This window comes from Methylobacterium sp. Leaf91 (assembly GCF_001422815.1).
GTDB lineage: Bacteria > Pseudomonadota > Alphaproteobacteria > Rhizobiales > Beijerinckiaceae > Methylobacterium.
This window is the reverse complement of record NZ_LMMP01000001.1, coordinates 553711-573136: the sequence shown is the minus strand read 5'-3', so window position 1 is coordinate 573136 and position 19426 is coordinate 553711. Positions and strand designations below refer to the sequence as shown.

Sequence of the window (19426 nt, the reverse complement as noted above, 5' to 3'; positions counted from 1 at the left end):
CCAGCCCCCTTCCCGGCCGGCTAACCCACTTGGAACCGCATCACGCTCCGGCGGGGCGCGGCCTTTCGCCGAAGATCGCTGTGCCGACGCGGATATGCGTGGCTCCCATCTGGATCGCCGCCGGGAAATCCGCGCTCATGCCCATGGAGAGGATGGGTAGATTGTGGCGCTCGGCGATGCGGGCCAGGAGGGCGAAATGCGCCGACGGCGGGTCCTCGGCGGGGGGAATGCACATGAGACCGTTGATCGCCAGGCCGTGGGTCTCACGGCATTCGCTGAGAAGAACATCCACCTGTGACGGCGAGACGCCGGCCTTCTGCGGTTCGTCACCGGTATTGACCTGAACCAGCAGCTTTGGCGTCCGCCCGGTACGGTCGATCTCCTTGGCCAGGGCCGCCGCCAGTGACAGCCTGTCGAGGGCATGGATCACGTCGAACAATTCCACCGCCTCGCGCGCCTTGTTCGATTGGAGCGGCCCAACGAGATGAAGCTCCACATCGGGAAAGCGCTCACGCAAAGCCGGCCATTTCGCCTTCGATTCCTGAACGTAATTCTCGCCGAAAACCCGATGACCTGCCTCTAGGGCGGGGATGATCCCATCCGCATCGATGAGCTTCGAGACGGCCACCAGCGAAATCTCGGCCGGATCCCGCTCGGAATCCTGGGCCGCCTGGACGATGGTCTCGCGCACGGCCTTCAAGCCGGCGACGACGTCGGCCGCGTGCGGATGAGCGTATCTCGGCGGGGTAGAGTCGGGCATGATGTCTCGTCGGCCTTGAGAGGAAGGGCAGGTCCTGCCTGACCTAACACCCGCAACGTGGTCCGCAAGCGCCGGGCTTTGGCGGTGACGGCTCTGTTGACCGGCAAACAGGCCGTGTTAGTCCGGCATCCAACCTCTCCGGCGCCGCGTGAGGCGCCTTGCCAGGCCATCCTGGCCCGTATCTCAGAGTTCCTCTCATGACCTCCTCCCCCATGCCCGTTCCCGAGCGCTACAACGCCAAGGATGCCGAGCCGCGCTGGCAGGAGGCCTGGGCCGCGCACGGCATCTACGCCACGCGCAACGACGACCCGAGACCGAAATACTACGTGCTGGAGATGTTCCCCTACCCGTCGGGGCGCATTCATATGGGCCACGTCCGCAACTACGCAATGGGTGACGTGGTGGCCCGCTATAAGCGCGCGAAGGGGTTCGCCGTGCTCCATCCGATGGGTTGGGATGCGTTCGGCTTGCCGGCCGAGAACGCCGCCATGGAGCGCAAGGTCAACCCGCGCGACTGGACCTATGCCAACATCGCCACCATGCGCGGCCAGCTGCAGAGCATGGGCCTGTCCCTCGACTGGAGCCGGGAGATCGCGACCTGCGATCCCGACTACTACAAGCACCAGCAGCGTATGTTCCTCGACTTCCTCGACAAGGGACTCGTCACCCGCCGCACGGCCAAGGTGAACTGGGACCCCGTGGACCATACCGTGCTGGCCAACGAGCAGGTCATCGACGGGCGCGGCTGGCGCTCGGGCGCGCTGGTAGAGCAGCGCGAGCTGACCCAGTGGTTCTTCAAGATCACCGATTTCGCGCAGGATCTCTACGACGCACTCGACGGCCTGGAGCGTTGGCCGGAGAAGGTCCGGGTGATGCAGAAGAACTGGATCGGACGTTCCGAAGGGCTCGAGGTCCGCTTTGCGTTCGATGGCCGTGACGGCGAGATCAAGGTCTATACCACCCGGCCCGACACGCTGTTCGGCGCGAGGTTCCTGGCGATTGCGGCGGACCACCCCGTCGCGGCATCGGTTGCTGCCATGCGGCCCGAACTCCAGAGCTTCATCGAGGAATGCCGCCGAACCGGTACGGCTCAGGCCGCGATCGACACGGCGGAGAAGCTCGGCTTCGATACGGGGTTGCGGGTGCGCCACCCCCTCGACCCGTCCTGGCTGCTGCCCGTCTACGTGGCGAATTTCGTCCTGATGGATTACGGCACCGGCGCCGTGTTCGGCTGTCCGGCTCACGACCAGCGCGACCTCGACTTCTCCAACAAGTACGGCCTCGGCAATACGCCTGTCGTCTGTCCGGAGGGGCAGGACGCGGCGAGCTTCGTCGTCACCGACACCGCCTATGACGGCGATGGACGGATGATCAATTCGCGCTTCCTCGACGACATGACGACGGACGAAGCGTTCCATGCCGTGGCCAACCGCTTGGAGGGCGAGATCCTGGACGGTGAGCCGGTGGCGGCGCGCAAGGTTCAGTTCCGCTTGCGGGATTGGGGCGTCTCGCGCCAGCGCTATTGGGGCTGCCCAATTCCCATCATCCATTGCGATTCCTGCGGTCCGGTGCCGGTGCCGGTCTCCGACCTGCCGGTGAAATTGCCCGACGAGGTCTCGTTCGACACACCCGGCAATCCGCTGGAACGCGACCATGCTTGGCGTAACGTGCCCTGCCCGCGCTGCGGCACTGCCGCTCGGCGCGAGACCGACACGATGGACACCTTCGTGGATTCGTCCTGGTACTACGCCCGCTTCACCGCTCCCTGGCTGAAGGATGCGCCGACCGACCGTTCCGCGGTCGATCACTGGCTGGCGGTGGATCAGTATATCGGCGGCATCGAGCACGCGATCCTACATCTGCTCTACGCCCGCTTCTTCACACGGGCGATGCAGGCGACGGGCTGGTCCGGGGTCTCGGAGCCATTCGCCGGCCTGTTCACGCAGGGCATGGTCGTCCACGAGACCTACAAGGACGCAGCGGGCGCATGGGTTCAGCCTGCGGATATCCGCATCACCGCCGAGGGCGGCGGGCGCCAAGCGTTTCACGTGAAAACAGATGCGCCGATCGCTATCGGCTCCATCGAGAAGATGTCGAAGTCTAAGAAGAACGTGGTGGACCCGGACGACATCATCGCGAGCTACGGGGCCGATACCGCTCGCTGGTTCATGCTGTCCGATTCTCCGCCCGAGCGTGACGTGATCTGGACGGAGGATGGAGTGCAGGGCGCGGCCCGCTTCGTTCAGCGAGTCTGGCGCTTGGTCTCCCTTGCGGTGGGCGTACCGGCAGCGAGCGGAGCGTCGGACGCTGCGCTTCGCAAGGCCGCCCATAAGGCTCTTGCTGCGGTGGAAGAGGATGTGGAGCGCCTCCGCTTCAACCGCTGCGTCGCCCATATCTACACGCTATCGAACGCCCTCGATGAAGCGATCCGTACGGCTACCATCTCGCGCGATGCGGCGACGGAAGCGGCGGGCATCCTCACGCAGCTCGTTGCGCCGATGATGCCGCATCTGGCCGAGGAATGCTGGTCGGCCCTCGGACGGCAGGGACTGGCCGCTCAAGCCGCGTGGCCGGTGGTCGATCGTGCCCTGCTTGTGGAGGACGAGATCACCCTCCCCGTTCAGCTCAACGGGAAGAAGCGGGCAGATGTCACCGTGCCGCGCACGGCCGACACCGCCGCGGTGGAAGCTCTCGTTCTGGCCGACGAGGCCGTGCAGAAGGCTCTCGAAGGCCGTGCCCCCCGCAAAGTGATCGTCGTGCCCGGCCGGATCGTGAATCTCGTGGTGTGAGCGGGGCACGGCTTCGCACGTCAGACCTCGCCAAGGCCCGGGCAGGGCGAGACTTTGCATGGCGGCAGGACGAAGGACGCCCCTTCCAGGGCGATGTCGTTTCGGGCATCACCATCGTCCTGCCGCAGAGGAATCGTAAAGCTTGCCGCTTATACAGGTGACGCGACAGGCGGGATCGCCGTAAAGAGCGAGACCGGACGGAGAGCATTGCTGCGATGATGATCCATGGGCTGAGACAGGCGGTACGGTCCCGCGCGGCAAAAGTCGCGTTGGTCTCTCTCATGGCCGTCAATCTCTCGGCCTGCTTTCGCCCGCTCTATGGACCGACCGCGTCGGGCGAGCCTATGGCCGCGCTCCTCGCCTCGATCCAAGTCGACGACGTCTCCACCGCTGCTGGGCAGGAGCGGCTCGGCCATTATCTGCGTAGCGAACTCATCTTCGATCTCGATGGTTCGGGCCAGCCTTCTCCCAAGCGCTACCGCCTGAAGATGCAGGGCAGCGAATCCGTGAAGACCCCCATCGTGTCGTCACAGACTGGACGCGCAGAGGCCGGCACCCTCGTGGGCACCATCCGCTTCTCGCTCGAATCCCTGGACGGTTCGAAGATCATTACAGATGGTGTGGCCGTCGCCACCACGACCTATGACCGCTCGATCCAGCGCTTCGCCTCGCTGCGTGCGGCCCGTGATGCCGAGATCCGGCTGGCAAAGACCTTGGCCGACCAGATCAAGACGCGGGTCGCATCCGTGCTGGTGACCAAGCCCTGACCGCCGTAAAGGCTGGCGATATCGAAGCGCTGCTGCGACGCGGACCTGCGTCGCAGATCGCGGTGATCCTCGTCTACGGACCGGATACCGGCCTGGTCTTCGAGCGCGCCAAGCGTCTGGCCGAGAGCTTCGTCACCGATCCCTCCGATCCTTTTGCGCTGGTCAAGATCGATGGCGATACCCTCGCCTCGGATGCAGGTCGCCTCGTGGACGAGGCCGGCACCGTCGGCCTGTTCGGCGGTCAGCGTAGCATCTGGGTACGGGCCGGAAGCCGCAATTACGCCCCGGCCGTGGACGCGGCATTGAAGGCAGAGATCGCCGGCGCCCGCATCGTCGTAGAGGCGGGAGACCTCGCAAAGAGCGCACCGTTGCGAACACTCTGCGAGAAATCCACACGGGCGCTCGCCCTGCCCTGCTACGCCGATGACGAGCGGGCCCTGGCGGAGCTTATCGACCGCACGCTTCAGGAGAATGGCCAGCGGATCGCCCGCGAGGCGCGCGACATCCTGGCGATGAGCCTGGGCGGTGATCGTCGAGCGAGCCTGTCGGAGATCGAGAAACTGGCCCTCTATGCCAGGGGCCACACCGAGATTACCCTGGACGATGTGGAGGCCGTGATCAGCGACGTCGCCGGCAGTGTCCTCAATACGCTGATCGATGCCGCCTTCGTCGGACGGAGCGAGGAGGTCGAACGGGATTACCGCCGCTTCCGGCACGAAGGTATGGATCCGTCGATGATGCTTGGCTCTGCGCTGCGCCACGCTCTTACTCTGCTGTCGACACGGATTGCAGGTGAAGGACAGAGTCCGAGCATGATGGTTGGCAATTGGCGTGGGCTGCATTTCCGTCGTAAGGCGCTCGTCGAAGCCCAGCTTGGGCGCTGGTCTCCCGTTGCCCTCCGCCACGCCGTGCAGTTGCTTCAGGAGGCCGTGCTCGCCTGTCGACGCTCCCCGCCTGACCTCGCCCATGCCCATGCTTCCGCGACGCTCCTGCGCATCGCCACGGAGGCGGCGCGTCGGCGTGGCTGACGCGATCTGTCGTCCGTCTCCGATCGTCCTTCCCGCGATGCCTCCATGGCAGGACGGGCTTCGACTTCGAATGTGAATCGGCAAGATTCGGCAGCGGATGGGATACCCTCGCACTCCTCGTTGACGACTCGCTCCGGTCGCGCCTAATCACCCTATGTCCCAGACAAGTCTTTCCTTCGACGTGGTCGTGGTCGGCGGCGGCCATGCTGGCGTGGAAGCCGCTGCTGCTGCAGCCCGCATCGGCGCCCGTACCGCCCTCGTCACGCATTCAGCTGCCACGATCGGCGCGATGTCCTGCAACCCGGCCATCGGCGGTCTCGGCAAGGGTCATCTCGTTCGCGAGGTCGATGCCCTCGACGGACTGATGGGTCGTGCCGCCGATGCAGCTGGCATTCAGTTCCGCCTGCTCAACCGACGCAAGGGGCCGGCAGTGCGCGGACCGCGCACCCAGGCCGACCGCAAGCTCTATGCGCGGGCCATCCAAGAAGCCGTCGCCAGCACCGCGAACCTTCATGTCATCGAGGGTGAAGTCGGGGATATTCACGTTGCGGCCGCGCGGGTCGCCGGGGTGATTCTGTCGGATGGGAGAACGGTTGCCTGCTCCGCTGTCGTGCTGACCACCGGCACGTTTCTTCGAGGCCTCATCCATATGGGAGAAGTGCAGATTCCCGCCGGGCGCGTCGGGGAGGGGCCATCCATCGGCCTCGCCCAGACGCTGGACCGGCTGGGCTTTGCGCTCGGACGTCTCAAGACCGGCACCCCTGCCCGTCTCAATGGCCGCACCATTGATTGGTCGGGCCTCGACATGCAGTCGGCCGATGACGATCCTGTGCCGTTCTCGACCCTCACGGAACGGATCACCACGCCTCAGATCCAGTGCGGCATCACGCGTACGACCCAGGCGGTGCACGATCTCATCCGTGCGAATCTTCACCGCTCGCCGATGTATTCGGGGGGGATCAGCAGCCGGGGGCCGCGTTACTGTCCGTCCATCGAAGACAAGGTGGTGCGCTTCGGAGACCGCGAAGGTCACCAGATCTTCCTGGAACCCGAGGGGCTGGACGACCCGACCGTCTATCCCAACGGTATTTCCACCGCGCTGCCGGAGAGCGTTCAGCGCGATGTCATCGCACTGATCCCCGGCCTTGAACGCGCGGCCATCGTGCGACCCGGCTATGCCATCGAGTATGACTACGTCGATCCCCGCGAGCTCGACACGACCCTCCAGGCCAAGCGACTGCCCGGCCTGTTCCTTGCTGGACAGATCAACGGCACGACCGGCTACGAGGAGGCCGCGGGGCAAGGACTGGTGGCTGGGATCAATGCCGCCCGGCTCGCCGGGGGATCGACCCTGTCGCGCTTCGACCGGGCCGAATCGTATCTTGGGGTGATGATCGACGATCTCGTGACCCACGGCGTCAGCGAACCTTATCGCATGTTCACTTCGCGCTCGGAATATCGGCTGTCCCTCCGCGTTGACAATGCCGATGAGCGCCTGACCCCGCGCGGGGCTGCTCTCGGCTGTGTCGGCTCCGAGAGGGCCGAGCATTTCGCTCGGTCACAAGGTGAACTGGAGGCAGCACGGGGGCAACTCGATAGGCTCAGCCTTACACCGGCCGCAGCGGCTCGGCATGAGATCGCGCTTAATCAGGACGGCATTCGCCGAAGTGCCTTTCAATTGCTCTCCTATCCAGAAATCGGCTGGGACCGTCTGACCGAGGTGTGGCCCGAGCTTCGGAGCGTGTCTCCTCGTATCGCGGATCGCCTCCAAACGGATGCGACCTATGCCGTCTATCTTGATCGCCAGAATGCCGACATCGCGGCTTTCCGACGAGACGAGGCCCTGTCGCTTCCAACGAAGCTCGACTATGGCACCATTCCCGGCTTGTCCAATGAGATGCAGGCCAAACTCGAAACGGTGAGGCCCGGAACGCTTGGTCAGGCTGCACGGATCGAGGGCGTGACTCCTGCTGCGCTGACGTTGCTGGCAGCCCATGCTCGCCGCGCCGACCGCTCCAATCCGGCGGCTGTCCATGGCCGCTAGGCATGACGACCGAACTCGCGTTCTGGCCCAGGCAAATGTTTCACGTGAAACAGCCGAGGCTTTGGACATCTATGTCGAGCAGCTAAGGAGGTGGCAAAGCGTCAAGAACCTCGTCGGTCCCGCCACACTCACGGAGGTTTGGACCCGTCACATCGCCGACGCGCTCCAACTGCTCGATCTCGCTCCCGACGTCAGCAAGTGGCTCGATCTCGGTTCGGGGGCAGGAATTCCTGGCCTCATCTTGGCTATCGCAGGACGTGATCGGCCGGGTTTTCAGGTGGACCTGATCGAGAGCAATGCGCGCAAATGCGCTTTTCTCACGGAGGCGGCCCGATTGACGAAAGCTCCGGCGCGGGTTCGCAACGTCCGCATCGAGGACGCTATCGCCGAACACGTTGGAGTTCACGCCGTCTGCGCCCGTGCTTTGGCTCCCCTCCCCCAATTGCTCGAATGGACGGAACCGCTGTTGACAACAGGCACCATCGCGCTGTTTCCGAAGGGCCGTGATGCGCAGGCGGAATTGACCAATGCAGCGCAACGGTGGAGATTCGTTTACGATCTGGTGACGAGCCGTACTGAGTCGGACGCGCGGATCGTCCGCGTCACCGCCCTCTCCCGCGTGGATTCATGACCATCGAACCCTCCTCCGCCTCCAGGGCGACGCCCGAGCGGCCGTTGCGCATCCTTGCTTTGGCCAACCAGAAGGGCGGTGTCGGCAAGACGACGACAGCCATCAATCTCGGTACCGCGCTCGCTGCTATCGGTGAACGCGTCTTGGTGATCGACCTCGATCCGCAGGGAAACGCTTCCACCGGGCTCGGCATCGACCGCCGCTCGCGCAAGCTGTCGACCTACCACGTGCTCGCCGGCGATGCGTCCCTGGCCCAAGCGGTAGTGCCCACGGCCGTACCGCGGCTGCTTCTCGCCCCCTCGACGATGGATCTTCTTGGCCTCGAATTGGAAATGGCGAGTTCCTCCGACAGGGCTCACCGCTTGCGCAACGCCATGATCGATCTCGGTAAGGCCGGTGCCACCGAGGGCGTGACCTATGTCCTGATCGATTGTCCTCCTTCCTTGAACCTGCTGACGATCAATGCCCTGGCAGCCGCCGATGCCGTGCTCGTGCCCATGCAATGCGAGTTCTTCGCCCTGGAAGGGTTGAGCCAACTCCTGCGCACTGTCGATCAGGTCCGCAGCGCGCTCAATCCGCGTCTCACCATTCAGGGTGTGGTGCTGACTATGGTGGATCCGCGCAACAACCTCTCGAATCAGGTTGCGGCCGATGTCCGTAGCTTCCTCGGCGACAAGGTCTACGAGACCACGATTCCACGCAACGTCCGCGTTTCGGAGGCCCCGTCGCATGGCAAGCCGGTGTTGCTCTACGACCTGAAATGCGCCGGCTCGCAGGCCTATCTGCGCCTGGCCTCGGAAGTGATCCAACGCGAGGGGCGGCTTCCAGTCGCGGCGTAGGTCGCTCGTTCTTTTTCGTGAATGCGTAGCGTATCGGAGTTGAAGCAGGTGGCGATGGCGGATGATGTGGCGCGGCCTCGACTCGGGCGTGGGCTTGCGGCCCTGATCGGAGATTTCGGCGACGATAGCGGCGATGCGGGGAAGCCGCAGGCACAGCGCAAGGTCGCCGTCGAATTTCTGCGCCCAAATCCGCGAAACCCGCGTCGGCGCTTCCACGAAGCCGAACTCGACGAGCTAGCTGCTTCGATCAAAATCCGCGGCATCATTCAGCCTATCGTGGTCCGCGCTCTGGCAGGCGTTCCGGATACCTATGAGATCGTCGCCGGCGAGCGTCGTTGGCGCGCCGCTCAGCGTGCCGGGCTGCACGAGGCCCCCGTCGTTGTCGTCGAGATCGACGATCGGACCTCCCTCGAATACGCCATTCTCGAGAACGTCCAGCGCAGTGATCTCAACGCCATCGAAGAGGCGGCTGGTTATGAGCGGCTCATGAGCGAGTTTCGCTATAGCCAAACGGAGCTCGCCGAAATCATCGGAAAGAGCCGCAGCCATCTCGCCAACACGTTGCGTCTGCTGCAATTGTCCAGCGCGATCCAGGACCGAGTCGTCGCTGGGGAGATCACAGCCGGTCACGCCCGCGCTCTTCTCGCGGTGCGGGAGCCCGAAGCCGTCGCGCGACGGATCGTGGCTGAAGGGTTGTCCGTCCGTGAGGTCGAGGCCCTGGCCTCAGCTGAAGTGCCGGAAGGCGACGCCCCCCGCCCGGGACGTCCGCGCAAGCCAGAGCGCGATGGGCAGGTCCGTAGCCTGGAGCAAGCCATGGCGCGCGCGCTTGGCGTCACGGTATCGCTAAAGTCGAAGACTCAAGGCAGCGGGGAAATTCGCATCCGCTACGAAACGCCGGAAGAGCTCGACGCCCTGTGTCGCCGTTTCGAGATCTCGAACGGGGCCTAGCTTCCCGCAGCGAACGGCCAGGGACCACCAGCCTTGGCGCCACCCGTCACTTACCGATACAGAACCCGGAGAAGAGGCGATCGAGCATATCCTCGACGCCGACCCGACCGGCGACCTCGCCCAAGGCGCGAACGGCAAGCCTCAGATCCTCAGCGAGCAACTCCGGAAGGGCAGGGCCCGACAAGATCCTGGAGAGGTGACGGCTGCAGCGGGTCAACCCATCGCGGTGCCGCTGGCGAGTAATGAGAGCATCGCCGCCGCCAAGGGCTTGCTCCGCCCTCGCTTCAATGAAGCGTAGCAGGTTGTCGATACCCGCACCGGTCAACGCGGATACGGCGAGTACCCCATTCACGGCAACGCCCAAATCCGACTTCGTTTGAACCCGGATCGTGCGATCTGGCAGGACGTTCGCTGGGTCGTGTGGTTCGTCATTTGGCTGGAGCGCAAGGACGAGATCGGCTTGGTCCATCCGGTTGCGGGTGCGCCGGATGCCTTCGGCCTCGACTGGATCGGTCGTATCCCGCAAGCCGGCCGTATCCACGATGATGATCGGCAGCCCGCCGAGATCGCAACGAATCTCGATAAGGTCGCGGGTCGTGCCTGGAATGGCAGAAACGATCGCGGCATCGCGCTGGCTCAGAGCATTGAGCAGCGTGGACTTGCCGGCATTGGGCGGCCCTGAGAGAACCACGACGTAGCCCTCCCGCAGACGCTCTCCCCGCCGGCTATCGGCGAGAGCGTGATCGATGTCGTCACGGATGGCGCGAGCCTTGGCATGAAGCGCCGCATCAAGCGCGGAATCATCCACATCGCCCTCATCGGCGAAATCGAGGGCGGCCTCGGCTCCGGCCAGGAGATCGATGAGACGATCACGCCAATCGGCCACCTTACGACCCAGGACTCCGTCGAGTTGACGCAGAGCTTGGCGTCGTTGCGCTTCTGTCTCCGCATCGATGAGATCTGCCGCACCCTCGACGGCGGTCAGGTCCATCCGACCGTTCTCCACGGCACGTCGGCTGAACGCACCAGGTTCGGCGATATGGCATCCGGGATGAGCAGCAAGCGCGGCCATGACAGCGGAGCGCACCGCGAGGCCACCATGGAGGTGGAGTTCGGCCATATCTTCGCCGGTGAACGTCGCAGGTCCCGGCATCCACGCCACGAGGGCGGAATCGAGTGGTTCGCCGGTCGTGGGTTCGCGGAGAGTCCGAAGAGATAAGCGCCGAGGGGGTGGCAGTCGCTTCGCGACGCTCGTGACCAGGTCGGCTGTGGCAGGTCCGCTGATTCGAATGACGGCGACGGCCGCACGTCCGAAACCGCTGGCGGGCGCGAAAATGGTAGTGCCGTCGTTCATAGCTCAACCACGACGCCGCGTAGGTCCCATGTCGGTCCGCTCTATAGCCGACGAAAAGAATGGTTTCTTTTGGAAACCATTCTCATTGAGCGGCACGCTTGAGACTCGCGCTAGCGGATCTTGCGCGAAGGAGGGACCCGAACGAGAACCTTCAACGCGCAAGAGGGAAAACCTCGATACCCCGCAGGCACAGAAGGGAAGAGAGATTTAGCTTCCCTCAGGTATTCATCGAGTCGAAGAAGTCGTTGTTGCTCTTGGTCTGGCGCAGCTTGTCCATGAGGAACTCGATGGCGTCCGTGACGCCCATCGGGTTGAGGATGCGGCGCAGCACGTAGGTCTTCTTGAGCGAATCCGGCGGCACCAGAAGCTCTTCCTTGCGGGTGCCTGAGCGGGTGATGTCGATCGCGGGGAAGATGCGCTTGTCGGAGACCTTGCGGTCGAGAATGATCTCGGAGTTGCCGGTACCCTTGAACTCCTCGAAGATCACCTCGTCCATGCGCGAACCGGTATCGATGAGCGCGGTGGCGATGATCGAGAGCGAGCCGCCCTCCTCGATGTTGCGAGCGGCACCGAAGAAGCGCTTCGGCCGCTGGAGCGCGTTGGCATCCACACCACCGGTGAGCACCTTACCGGAGGACGGCACCACGGTGTTGTAGGCGCGGCCGAGACGGGTGATCGAATCGAGCAGGATGACCACGTCACGGCCATGCTCCACGAGGCGCTTGGCCTTCTCGATCACCATCTCGGCGACCTGAACGTGGCGGGTGGCCGGCTCGTCGAAGGTGGAGGCGATGACCTCGCCCTTCACCGAGCGGATCATGTCGGTGACTTCCTCGGGACGCTCGTCGATGAGCAGCACGATGAGGTAGCATTCCGGGTGGTTGATGGTGATCGACTGCGCGATGTTCTGCATCAGCACGGTCTTGCCGGTACGCGGCGGCGCCACGATGAGAGCGCGCTGGCCCTTACCGATGGGCGCGACGATGTCGATGATACGCGGCGAGAAGTCCTTCTTCGGCGGAGCGTCGAGTTCGAGCTTGAAGCGCTGCGTCGGGAAGAGCGGCGTCAGGTTGTCGAAATGGACCTTGTGCTTGATCTTCTCCGGGTTCTCGAAGTTGATCGTGTTCACCTTGAGCAGAGCGAAGTAGCGCTCGCCATCCTTCGGGCCGCGGATCGGCCCCTCCACGGTATCGCCGGTCCGCAGGCCGAAACGGCGGATCTGGGTGGGCGAGATGTAGATGTCGTCGGGGCCGGGCAGATAGTTCGATTCAGACGAACGCAGGAAACCGAACCCGTCCTGAAGCACTTCCACCGTGCCGGCGCCGATGATCTCGACCTCCTTGGCAGCGAGCTGCTTCAGGATGGAGAACATGAGCTCCTGCTTGCGCATCGTGGAGGCGTTCTCGACCTCGACCTCCTCCGCGAAAGCGATCAGGTCCGTCGGGGTCTTGGACTTCAGATCCTGAAGTTTGACCTCGCGATGCGGGCTCAGATCGGCAGCGACCAATCCGACCTCTGCCGGCGGATCAACGGGAAGGAGGGAATCGTTCTGTGACGTCATGGGAGAATGAGAACCGACGATGGACGAGGGTTGATCGGGCTGAACAGTCGGAGGAGCGCCGGATGCCTTGTCGGCACCTGTGGTCGGAACAGCGGTAAAGACCGGTTCCGCGCATCGTCTATGGGGAGCCTATGGCTCTCGGATGCAACACGGCGTAAAAGGAGGGACCTCCCCATATCGCGTTTCCGCATCCTGCTCAAGCCCCTCATAGGCGATCGGAATGCGGGATCGCGCTCTTCTCGCCGGGAGACGCCTCGATTCACGACGTCAGCGTCGCCTCAGCCGGACGTAAAGGGCTCCGGCGCCACCGTGATGGCGCGCCGCCTCCTCGAAGCCGATGACGACGCTGCGCAGTTCCGGCGCACGCAGCCAATGCGGCACCGAGCGGCGCAGGACCCCTCGCTCCGAGAACGCATTGTCATAGCCTGCCCCGCCCCCCTTGCCGGTGACGACAAGGACATGGGCATGGCCCGCCGAACGGCAGCGCATGAGAAAGCCGATCAGGGCATCATGAGCTTCGGCCTGATACAAGCCGTGAAGGTCGATCCGTGCCTCAACCTTGAGCGATCCACGCCGCAAGGCGAGGCGAGCCTTGCGTTCCAGGCCCGGCAGGGCAGGTGGGGTGACGATGGCCGCCGGGGCCGCCACGAGAGCGGGGGCGGGGACAGGTTTCACAATGCGTTTCGGGGGCGCTTTCACGCCACCGGGCAAGCCGGCCCTTTCGGCAACAGGCTTGGCAACAGGCTTGGCAACGAGCGCCGGTACTTCCGGTTTCCGCTTCGGAGGAAGGGGATCCCCAGTTGGCAGTGTTTTGGCCTTCGGAGAAGGAGCACGTCCGCGCAGCGGCGTGATCAGCCGTGCGATTTCGCCCCAGAGGAAGGCGTCCTCCCCCGACAGGCCGCGGGGTCTGCGCGGCATCCTCATGGGACCGCACGCGGCTTCGGCAGCAGGACGACGAAGCCGACCGCATCGCGCAGGTTGCCGGCGGCGATCCCCGCCGCTTCTCCCGTGCCGAGATAAAGGTCCCCGCGCGCCGGGCCGACGATGGCCGAACCGGTATCGGCCGCAACGACGAGGCGCCCCGGGGCATCCTCCCCGGCGATCCGTCCCTCGAGCCAGAACGGCGTTCCGTAACGCCACAAAGTGGAGTCGACCGCCAGGCTCCGGCCCGGGGTCAGGGGTACGCCGGCCGCGCCCGGAGGGCCGAGGCGGGGATCCTCCACTTCGGCGAGTCGGAAGAAGATGTAGGAGGCGTTTGCCCGCATCAGTGGCTTGGCAAGGGCCGGATTGTCGCGAAGCCAGCCGGTCCAGCGGGCGAGCGTCAGGCCCTCGAGGGGGAGATGCCCCGCCTGGACGATGCGCTTGGCCACCGACGTATAGGGACGACCGTTGCGGCCGTCATAGAGCACCCTCACCGCCCGTCCATCGGGAAGGCGTACGCGCCCCGATCCCTGGACCTGGAGCACGAAGAGATCGACCGGATCGCGCAGGTAGACGAGCGGCCGTGCCCGCTCCCCGATTGCTCCATCCTCTATGGATGCACGGTCGGGGTAAGGCTCGAAGCCCCCCGGCGTCGCCCGTGCCGCCCGCAATGTCGGATCGAGGCCGGGTTTCGTCTCACCGGGGGCGAGACTCACGAGATCGTCCGGCCGGGCAAGGGCCGGGGTGGTGAAGCCGGGGCCGGCCGCGAGGGCACCGGTGAGTTCCGGTTCGAAATAGCCGGTGAGAAAGCCCGTCCGGCGCGAAGGACCACCCGCCTCGCCTGCTCTTACGATACGGTAGGCATCGAAATTCCGCGTGAAGAAGGCCCTGGCCTCTTCCGGCTTGACCGAGGCCGCAAGGGTGCAGGCGGCGGCAAGATCCTCCGCCGAGCCGGCGACAGTCGCGGCGATCTCCACCGGTGGAGCGGCGCAGGTCCGGCGGAACACCTCGAGGGAAGCGGCCGGATCGGAGCCGGGAAAGCCCGGCAAGGCGGTCGGGTCCACGGGCTCGAGAATCGCCTCTCCGACGCGAAGCGGCCCGGTCGCGAGAGCGACCGGGCCGGGAAGACAGCCAGCAACGAGAGCTAGGGCGGCGAAGGATGCCCGATTGATAAACCCGGTCACGACAAACCCTGGATCCTCAGGCGCCGGCTTCCGTGGCCACGAGCTGCCAGTTCGGATCGCGGCTGCCCAGCGTGCGGGCGAAGGTCCAGACATCCGGCACCTCGGCCACGGCCTCGGCATTGCCGTCGATCACCTGACCATCGGCGCTGCGGGTCGCGGTGATGAGATGCGAGAGGAAGTGTACGGTCACCTGTGCCACCTTGTTGCGGACATCCACGGCAACGATCTCCGCCTTGTCGAGAGAGACGAAAGTGGTCTCCACTGTCTCACGGCGCGACTCGCGGGCTGTGATCTCCCGCTCGAACCCCTCGCAGACTTCGCGCGAGAGAAGGCTGCGCAGGGTCTTGCGGTCGCCCTTGGCGAAGGCGATCACGATGGCCTCATACGCACCCTTGGCACCTTCGACGAAGGCGCGGGGTTCGAAGTTCGGTTCTGCCTGAACGATCGCTTCGAGACCATGGGCGACAGCGGAGCCCGGCTCGGCGATGCCGCGCCAGTCGCGGGCGACGGCAGCGGCGGCCGGTGCCGAATCAGGCTGCGGCTGAACCCGGTCCGCCCCTGGCAGACGCACCACGTTATCGCCTTCCGACCGGGTCGGCTGCGACGGATTGTGGTTCCGGTCCACCGGTTTGAACGGCGAGCGCTCCGCTCCGGTCTTCTGCCCCAGCACAGACCGGAGCCGCCAAATGACGAACACCGCGAGTCCCAGGAAGATCAGGGTCGTCAAATCGAAAGAATCCTGCATCACCGATCCGATCGTGGCCGTCGCACGACATGCTTGTTCGAGGGGGCTCCCAAGAATCCCGCCGCTACGCCCTTTATTGGAGCGTTGCGCAAGGATCGAGCCGGAGAATTCAAAGGATCCCGCCCGCGAGAGGAGGGCGCGACCCACGAGGTCACCCTGCATATGGGGCTGCCCGCGCGCCGTATCCAGGCAGGGAGGAGCCATGCCGGAGGCCTCAGGGTCAAGAGCAGACCGCCGACTTCGGAGACGGCTCCGGTTCCTCGACCGGATCGACGCGCCTGCGGATCGCCTCCTCCCGCCCCTCGTCTTGTCCGGGGTGGCCCATCGTGTTAGCGCGCTGTGCTCTCGGCCCCGGCCCTGCGACGATCAGACGATACGCCGCGCAGTGGATCGCCGAGGTGGCCCAGTAGACCCCGCGAAAGAGGACGAGATCGCCATGGCCGATACCCCGGCACCGAACGGCAACGGCGCGGCTCCCGCCGAGGACCAGTCGCCCGCCATCAACGCGTTGGCCCAATACGCCAAGGATCTCTCCTTCGAGAACCCCAACGCGCCGCGCTCGCTCCAGCCGCAGGAAAGCGGCCCGCAGATCAATATCCAGGTCAACGTCAACGCCAAGCAGTTGGCCGAGGCCGATTTCGAGGTCGAGCTGACCCTGGAAGGCGATGCAAAGATCAACAACGAGGTGCTGTTCGCCTTCGAGCTGAACTATGCCGGCATCTTCCGCATGCGCAACATCCCCCAGGACCAGCTGCATCCGGCCGTGATGATCGAGTGCCCGCGCCTTCTCTTCCCGTTCGCGCGCCAGATCATCGCCGAGGCCGTGCGCAACGGCGGTTTCCCGCCTCTCTATATCGATCCGATCGATTTCGTGGGTCTCTACCGCCAGAAGGCCTTCGAGGCCCAGAACCAGCAGGGCAACACTCCGACCGGTCCCCTCGCCTCCTGATCCACGAACGGATCTGCCAAGGCATTTCCGCCATCGATCCCGACAACGCCCCGGCCGCCTTCAGCGTGCCGGGGCGTTGTCGTATCGGGATACGAGCAAGCGGCAAGTCCACCTGTTGCACGTGAAAACAGCCGCGCTTGGCCTGCCGGCGCCGATCTCAAGCACGTCGCGCTCCGGAACTGGGCCACGGCGCGACGGTTGCCCGGCTGGGTGAATGGAGGAGCTCTCCCGGCATGAAGCGAGATGACAACCGCACGCTCACCGTGAGTGAGCCCCGTCGCGTGCCCTGGCTCAGCATCGTTCTCGGCTACGGGCCGATGGTGCCGTTCGCCCTCGGTGCAGCTTTCGCCTGGTGGCGGCGGGACGATCTCGGCGATGCGGTCCTCTACCTCACCATTCTATGGGGCTGTGCGATCCTGCTGTTTCTGTCGGGCGTACGGCGTGGTGTCAGCTTCCGCACCGAGGGTGGTCCGACCTTCATCCAGATCGCCACCATGTTCGGCCTGTTCGGCCTCGGTTTTCTCGCGCTCCTGTCCGCATCCCTCGGCCAGACAGTGGCGGCCCTCGCCCTTCTCATCGCCGGCTTCACCGCCGTGGCGATCCTCGATCCCATCGCCGCCCGTACCGGCGAGGCGCCGCTCTTCTTCGCTCGACTTCGCCCGCTGCAGATCCCCATCGCCATTCTCAGCTTATGCGCGCTGCTCGGCCTCAAGCTCTAACGACGGCACCCGGCGTCCCTCCCTTTGCCCGGCACGCTTGCCGCTCGGGAGCACCCGCGATAGAGCCCGCCTGACATCGACAGCCCGAACGCAAAGCGAAGACACCATGGCCAAGGCCGAATCCAAGAAGGCCGATCCCACGAAGGCCGACACGTTGAAGGCGCGCCTGCCGCGCGGCTTCGTCGACCGTCGCGCCGATGAGATCGCCGCGCAGCACCGGATGCTGGAGACGATCCGCCAGAGCTTCGAGCTCTACGGGTTCGAGGCGCTGGAGACGCCCTTCGTCGAATACACCGAGTCCCTCGGCAAGTTCCTGCCCGATCTCGACCGCCCCAACGAGGGCGTGTTCTCGTTCCAGGACGACGACGAATCCTGGCTGTCCCTTCGCTACGACCTCACCGCGCCTCTGGCCCGGCACGTGGCCGAACATTTCGACGCAATCCCCAAGCCCTACCGCAGCTTCCGTGCCGGCTACGTCTTCCGCAACGAGAAGCCCGGTCCCGGCCGTTTCCGCCAGTTCATGCAATGCGATGCCGACATCGTCGGCGCGGGCTCCGTCGCGGCGGATGCCGAGATCTGCATGTTGATGGCCGATACGCTGGAAAAGCTCGGCCTGTCCGGCCAGTACGTCATCAAGGTCAACAACCGGAAGGTGCTCGACGGCGTCATGGAGGCTATCGGCCTCTCGGGCGAGGACAAGGCCGGCCAGCGCCTCACGGTTCTGCGGGCCATCGACAAGCTCGACCGCCTCGGCGTCGACGGGGTACGCCAACTTCTCGGCGAAGGGCGAAAGGACGAGAGCGGTGATTTCGCTAAAGGTGCGGGCCTCACACCCGACGCCATCGAGCGCATCCTCGCCTACGTCTCTTTCCAGGCCGCTCCCAACGCAGAGGGCGACCGGATGGCGTTCTGGGAGCAATTCTTCGGCTCGTGGAGCGATGTCGTCGGCTCGTCCGAGACCGGCCGTGAGGGCATCGCTGAACTGCATGCGATCATGCGGCTCTGTGCGGCGGCGGGCTATGGCCACGACCGCATCCGGGCCGACCCTTCGGTGGTGCGCGGCCTCGAATACTATACCGGCCCTGTCTACGAGGCCGAGCTGACCTTCCCCGTCACCAACGAGGAGGGCCAGACCGTGCGCTTCGGGTCGGTGGCGGGCGGCGGCCGCTATGACGGCCTCGTCGGCCGCTTCCGCGCCGAGCCGGTGCCGGCGACGGGCTTCTCCATCGGCGTGTCGCGCCTGTTCTCGGCGCTGCAACTGACCGGGAGCCCTCTCCTCGAGGGCACCGCGAAGCCCGGTCCGGTGGTGGTGCTGGTTCTCGACCGCGACAACATCGCCGATTACCAGCGCCTCGTAGCGCGCCTGCGCGAGGCCGGCATTCGCGCCGAACTCTATCTCGGTGGCTCCGGCATGAAGGCGCAGATGAAATACGCCGACCGGCGCGGCAGCCCTTGCGCCATCATCCAGGGCTCCAACGAGCGCGAGGCCGGCGAAGTCCAGATCAAGGACCTCATCGAGGGTGCCAAGGCGGCGGGCGACATCGCCAGCAACGCCGAATGGAAGGCGGCGCGCCCGGCCCAGTTCTCGGTGAAGGAAGACGAGATGGTCGAGCGTGTCCGCGAGGTGCTGGCGCGGCATTTCTGAAGGCGACCGGGACAACCGGAGGCTGCGCCATGCGCGGTCCCGCCCCCCGGATCACTCGGCCGCCGCCCCTCTCACTCGGCTGGTGACAGCTCCGTCCTCGCCAGGCTGAGCGCCGCGTGGCGCAGGTCGCTTGCCGGCACTGCTCCGTAGCGTTCCTCGAACGTCTGCTGCGCCTGCTCCCAAAGGGGAAGCGCGTCCTCCATTCGCCTCCGCCCCGCAGTGGTGAGGGTGAGGGAGCGCGTGCGACCATCCGGTCCGGGACCGACGGCGACGAGCCCGTCCCGCGTGAGGGGACGAAGAGCGCGCCCCATCGTGGTCCGGTCCATCACCATGATCTCCGCGAAGGTGTTGATGGAGATCGGCCCGACACGACCTAGGCTGCGCAACAGGCCGTACTGGCTGGTCCGCAGGCCGGTGGGCGCGAGATGCTGGTCGTAATGCTGCGTCAGCCGTCGCGATGCCTGGCGTAGGGCGATGCAGTGGCACGGTGACGCCAAATCCATCGTGAGAAATCCTCGATATACGGAATCACGGGGTCCGGG

17 protein-coding genes are annotated in these 19426 nt (G+C 65.2%); 10 read left to right on the top strand and 7 right to left on the bottom strand.

Translation table 11 applies throughout. The features are described 5' to 3' along the window. Positions 1–40: 40 nt before the first annotated feature. Positions 41–760 (bottom strand): YggS family pyridoxal phosphate-dependent enzyme, encoded by a 720-nt coding sequence (locus ASF32_RS02560; protein ID WP_056423117.1) that lies wholly within the window; start codon positions 758–760, stop codon positions 41–43. A 197-nt stretch (positions 761–957) separates the two neighbouring features. On the opposite strand from ASF32_RS02560, the gene leuS reads away from it, so the two are divergent. The 7 genes from leuS to ASF32_RS02525 all read left to right on the top strand — a co-directional run bounded on the left by leuS (position 958) and on the right by ASF32_RS02525 (position 9806). Then, positions 958–3549, top strand: coding sequence for a leucine--tRNA ligase (gene leuS, locus ASF32_RS02555; protein ID WP_056423113.1), 2592 nt, complete (start codon positions 958–960; stop codon positions 3547–3549). 215 nt (positions 3550–3764) lie between these two features. After that, a complete protein-coding gene (lptE, locus tag ASF32_RS02550; RefSeq protein WP_056423110.1) occupies positions 3765–4316 on the top strand; it encodes an LPS assembly lipoprotein LptE in 552 nt (183 codons plus the stop codon). Further along, positions 4313–5344: a DNA polymerase III subunit delta gene (holA, locus tag ASF32_RS02545; RefSeq protein ID WP_056423107.1), complete on the top strand. Its 1032-nt coding sequence runs from the start codon at positions 4313–4315 to the stop codon at positions 5342–5344. Before lptE ends, holA begins: the two co-directional genes overlap by 4 nt. Positions 5345–5498: 154 nt before the next feature. Further along, positions 5499–7388 (top strand): tRNA uridine-5-carboxymethylaminomethyl(34) synthesis enzyme MnmG, encoded by a 1890-nt coding sequence (mnmG, locus tag ASF32_RS02540; RefSeq protein ID WP_056423104.1) that lies wholly within the window; start codon positions 5499–5501, stop codon positions 7386–7388. Next, positions 7378–8019 carry a 16S rRNA (guanine(527)-N(7))-methyltransferase RsmG gene (rsmG, locus tag ASF32_RS02535; protein ID WP_156467652.1) on the top strand — a complete coding sequence of 214 codons (642 nt, stop codon included), beginning with the start codon at positions 7378–7380 and terminating at the stop codon, positions 8017–8019. The genes mnmG and rsmG overlap by 11 nt, the downstream gene beginning before the upstream one ends. Next, positions 8016–8858 (top strand): ParA family protein, encoded by an 843-nt coding sequence (locus ASF32_RS02530; RefSeq protein WP_056423099.1) that lies wholly within the window; start codon positions 8016–8018, stop codon positions 8856–8858. Before rsmG ends, ASF32_RS02530 begins: the two co-directional genes overlap by 4 nt. Positions 8859–8912: 54 nt before the next feature. Next, positions 8913–9806 (top strand): ParB/RepB/Spo0J family partition protein, encoded by an 894-nt coding sequence (locus ASF32_RS02525; protein ID WP_056423097.1) that lies wholly within the window; start codon positions 8913–8915, stop codon positions 9804–9806. A gap of 46 nt (positions 9807–9852) precedes the next feature. On the opposite strand, the gene mnmE is transcribed toward ASF32_RS02525, so the two are convergent. The 5 genes from mnmE to ASF32_RS02500 all read right to left on the bottom strand — a co-directional run bounded on the left by mnmE (position 9853) and on the right by ASF32_RS02500 (position 15571). After that, positions 9853–11160 carry a tRNA uridine-5-carboxymethylaminomethyl(34) synthesis GTPase MnmE gene (gene mnmE, locus ASF32_RS02520; RefSeq protein ID WP_056423093.1) on the bottom strand — a complete coding sequence of 436 codons (1308 nt, stop codon included), beginning with the start codon at positions 11158–11160 and terminating at the stop codon, positions 9853–9855. Between the two features lie 217 nt (positions 11161–11377). After that, positions 11378–12721, bottom strand: a complete 1344-nt coding sequence (gene rho, locus ASF32_RS02515) for a transcription termination factor Rho (protein ID WP_056423088.1) — start codon at positions 12719–12721, stop codon at positions 11378–11380. A 267-nt stretch (positions 12722–12988) separates the two neighbouring features. Next, on the bottom strand, positions 12989–13645 hold the full coding sequence (locus ASF32_RS02510) for a Smr/MutS family protein (RefSeq protein WP_056423085.1): 657 nt from the start codon (positions 13643–13645) through the stop codon (positions 12989–12991). Beyond that, a complete protein-coding gene (locus tag ASF32_RS02505) occupies positions 13642–14826 on the bottom strand; it encodes an MltA domain-containing protein (protein WP_244478188.1) in 1185 nt (394 codons plus the stop codon). Before ASF32_RS02505 ends, ASF32_RS02510 begins: the two co-directional genes overlap by 4 nt. Positions 14827–14842: 16 nt before the next feature. Beyond that, on the bottom strand, positions 14843–15571 hold the full coding sequence (locus ASF32_RS02500) for a Tim44/TimA family putative adaptor protein (protein WP_056423379.1): 729 nt from the start codon (positions 15569–15571) through the stop codon (positions 14843–14845). A gap of 436 nt (positions 15572–16007) precedes the next feature. Here ASF32_RS02500 and secB point away from each other — a divergent pair, with 436 nt between their 5' ends. From secB to hisS, 3 genes are all read left to right on the top strand, one after another. After that, the gene (secB, locus tag ASF32_RS02495) at positions 16008–16520 is read left to right on the top strand and encodes a protein-export chaperone SecB (RefSeq protein WP_056423082.1); all 513 of its coding nucleotides are present in this window, start codon (positions 16008–16010) and stop codon (positions 16518–16520) included. Between the two features lie 233 nt (positions 16521–16753). Next, the gene (locus tag ASF32_RS02490; protein ID WP_056423079.1) at positions 16754–17239 is read left to right on the top strand and encodes a DUF3429 domain-containing protein; all 486 of its coding nucleotides are present in this window, start codon (positions 16754–16756) and stop codon (positions 17237–17239) included. Positions 17240–17345: 106 nt separating this feature from the next. Next, a complete protein-coding gene (gene hisS, locus ASF32_RS02485) occupies positions 17346–18884 on the top strand; it encodes a histidine--tRNA ligase (RefSeq protein ID WP_056423076.1) in 1539 nt (512 codons plus the stop codon). Between the two features lie 71 nt (positions 18885–18955). Here the strand turns inward: hisS and ASF32_RS02480 are convergent, their stop codons facing one another. Beyond that, complete coding sequence (locus ASF32_RS02480; protein ID WP_056423073.1) at positions 18956–19387, bottom strand: MarR family winged helix-turn-helix transcriptional regulator; 432 nt, start codon at positions 19385–19387, stop codon at positions 18956–18958. Positions 19388–19426: the final 39 nt, after the last annotated feature.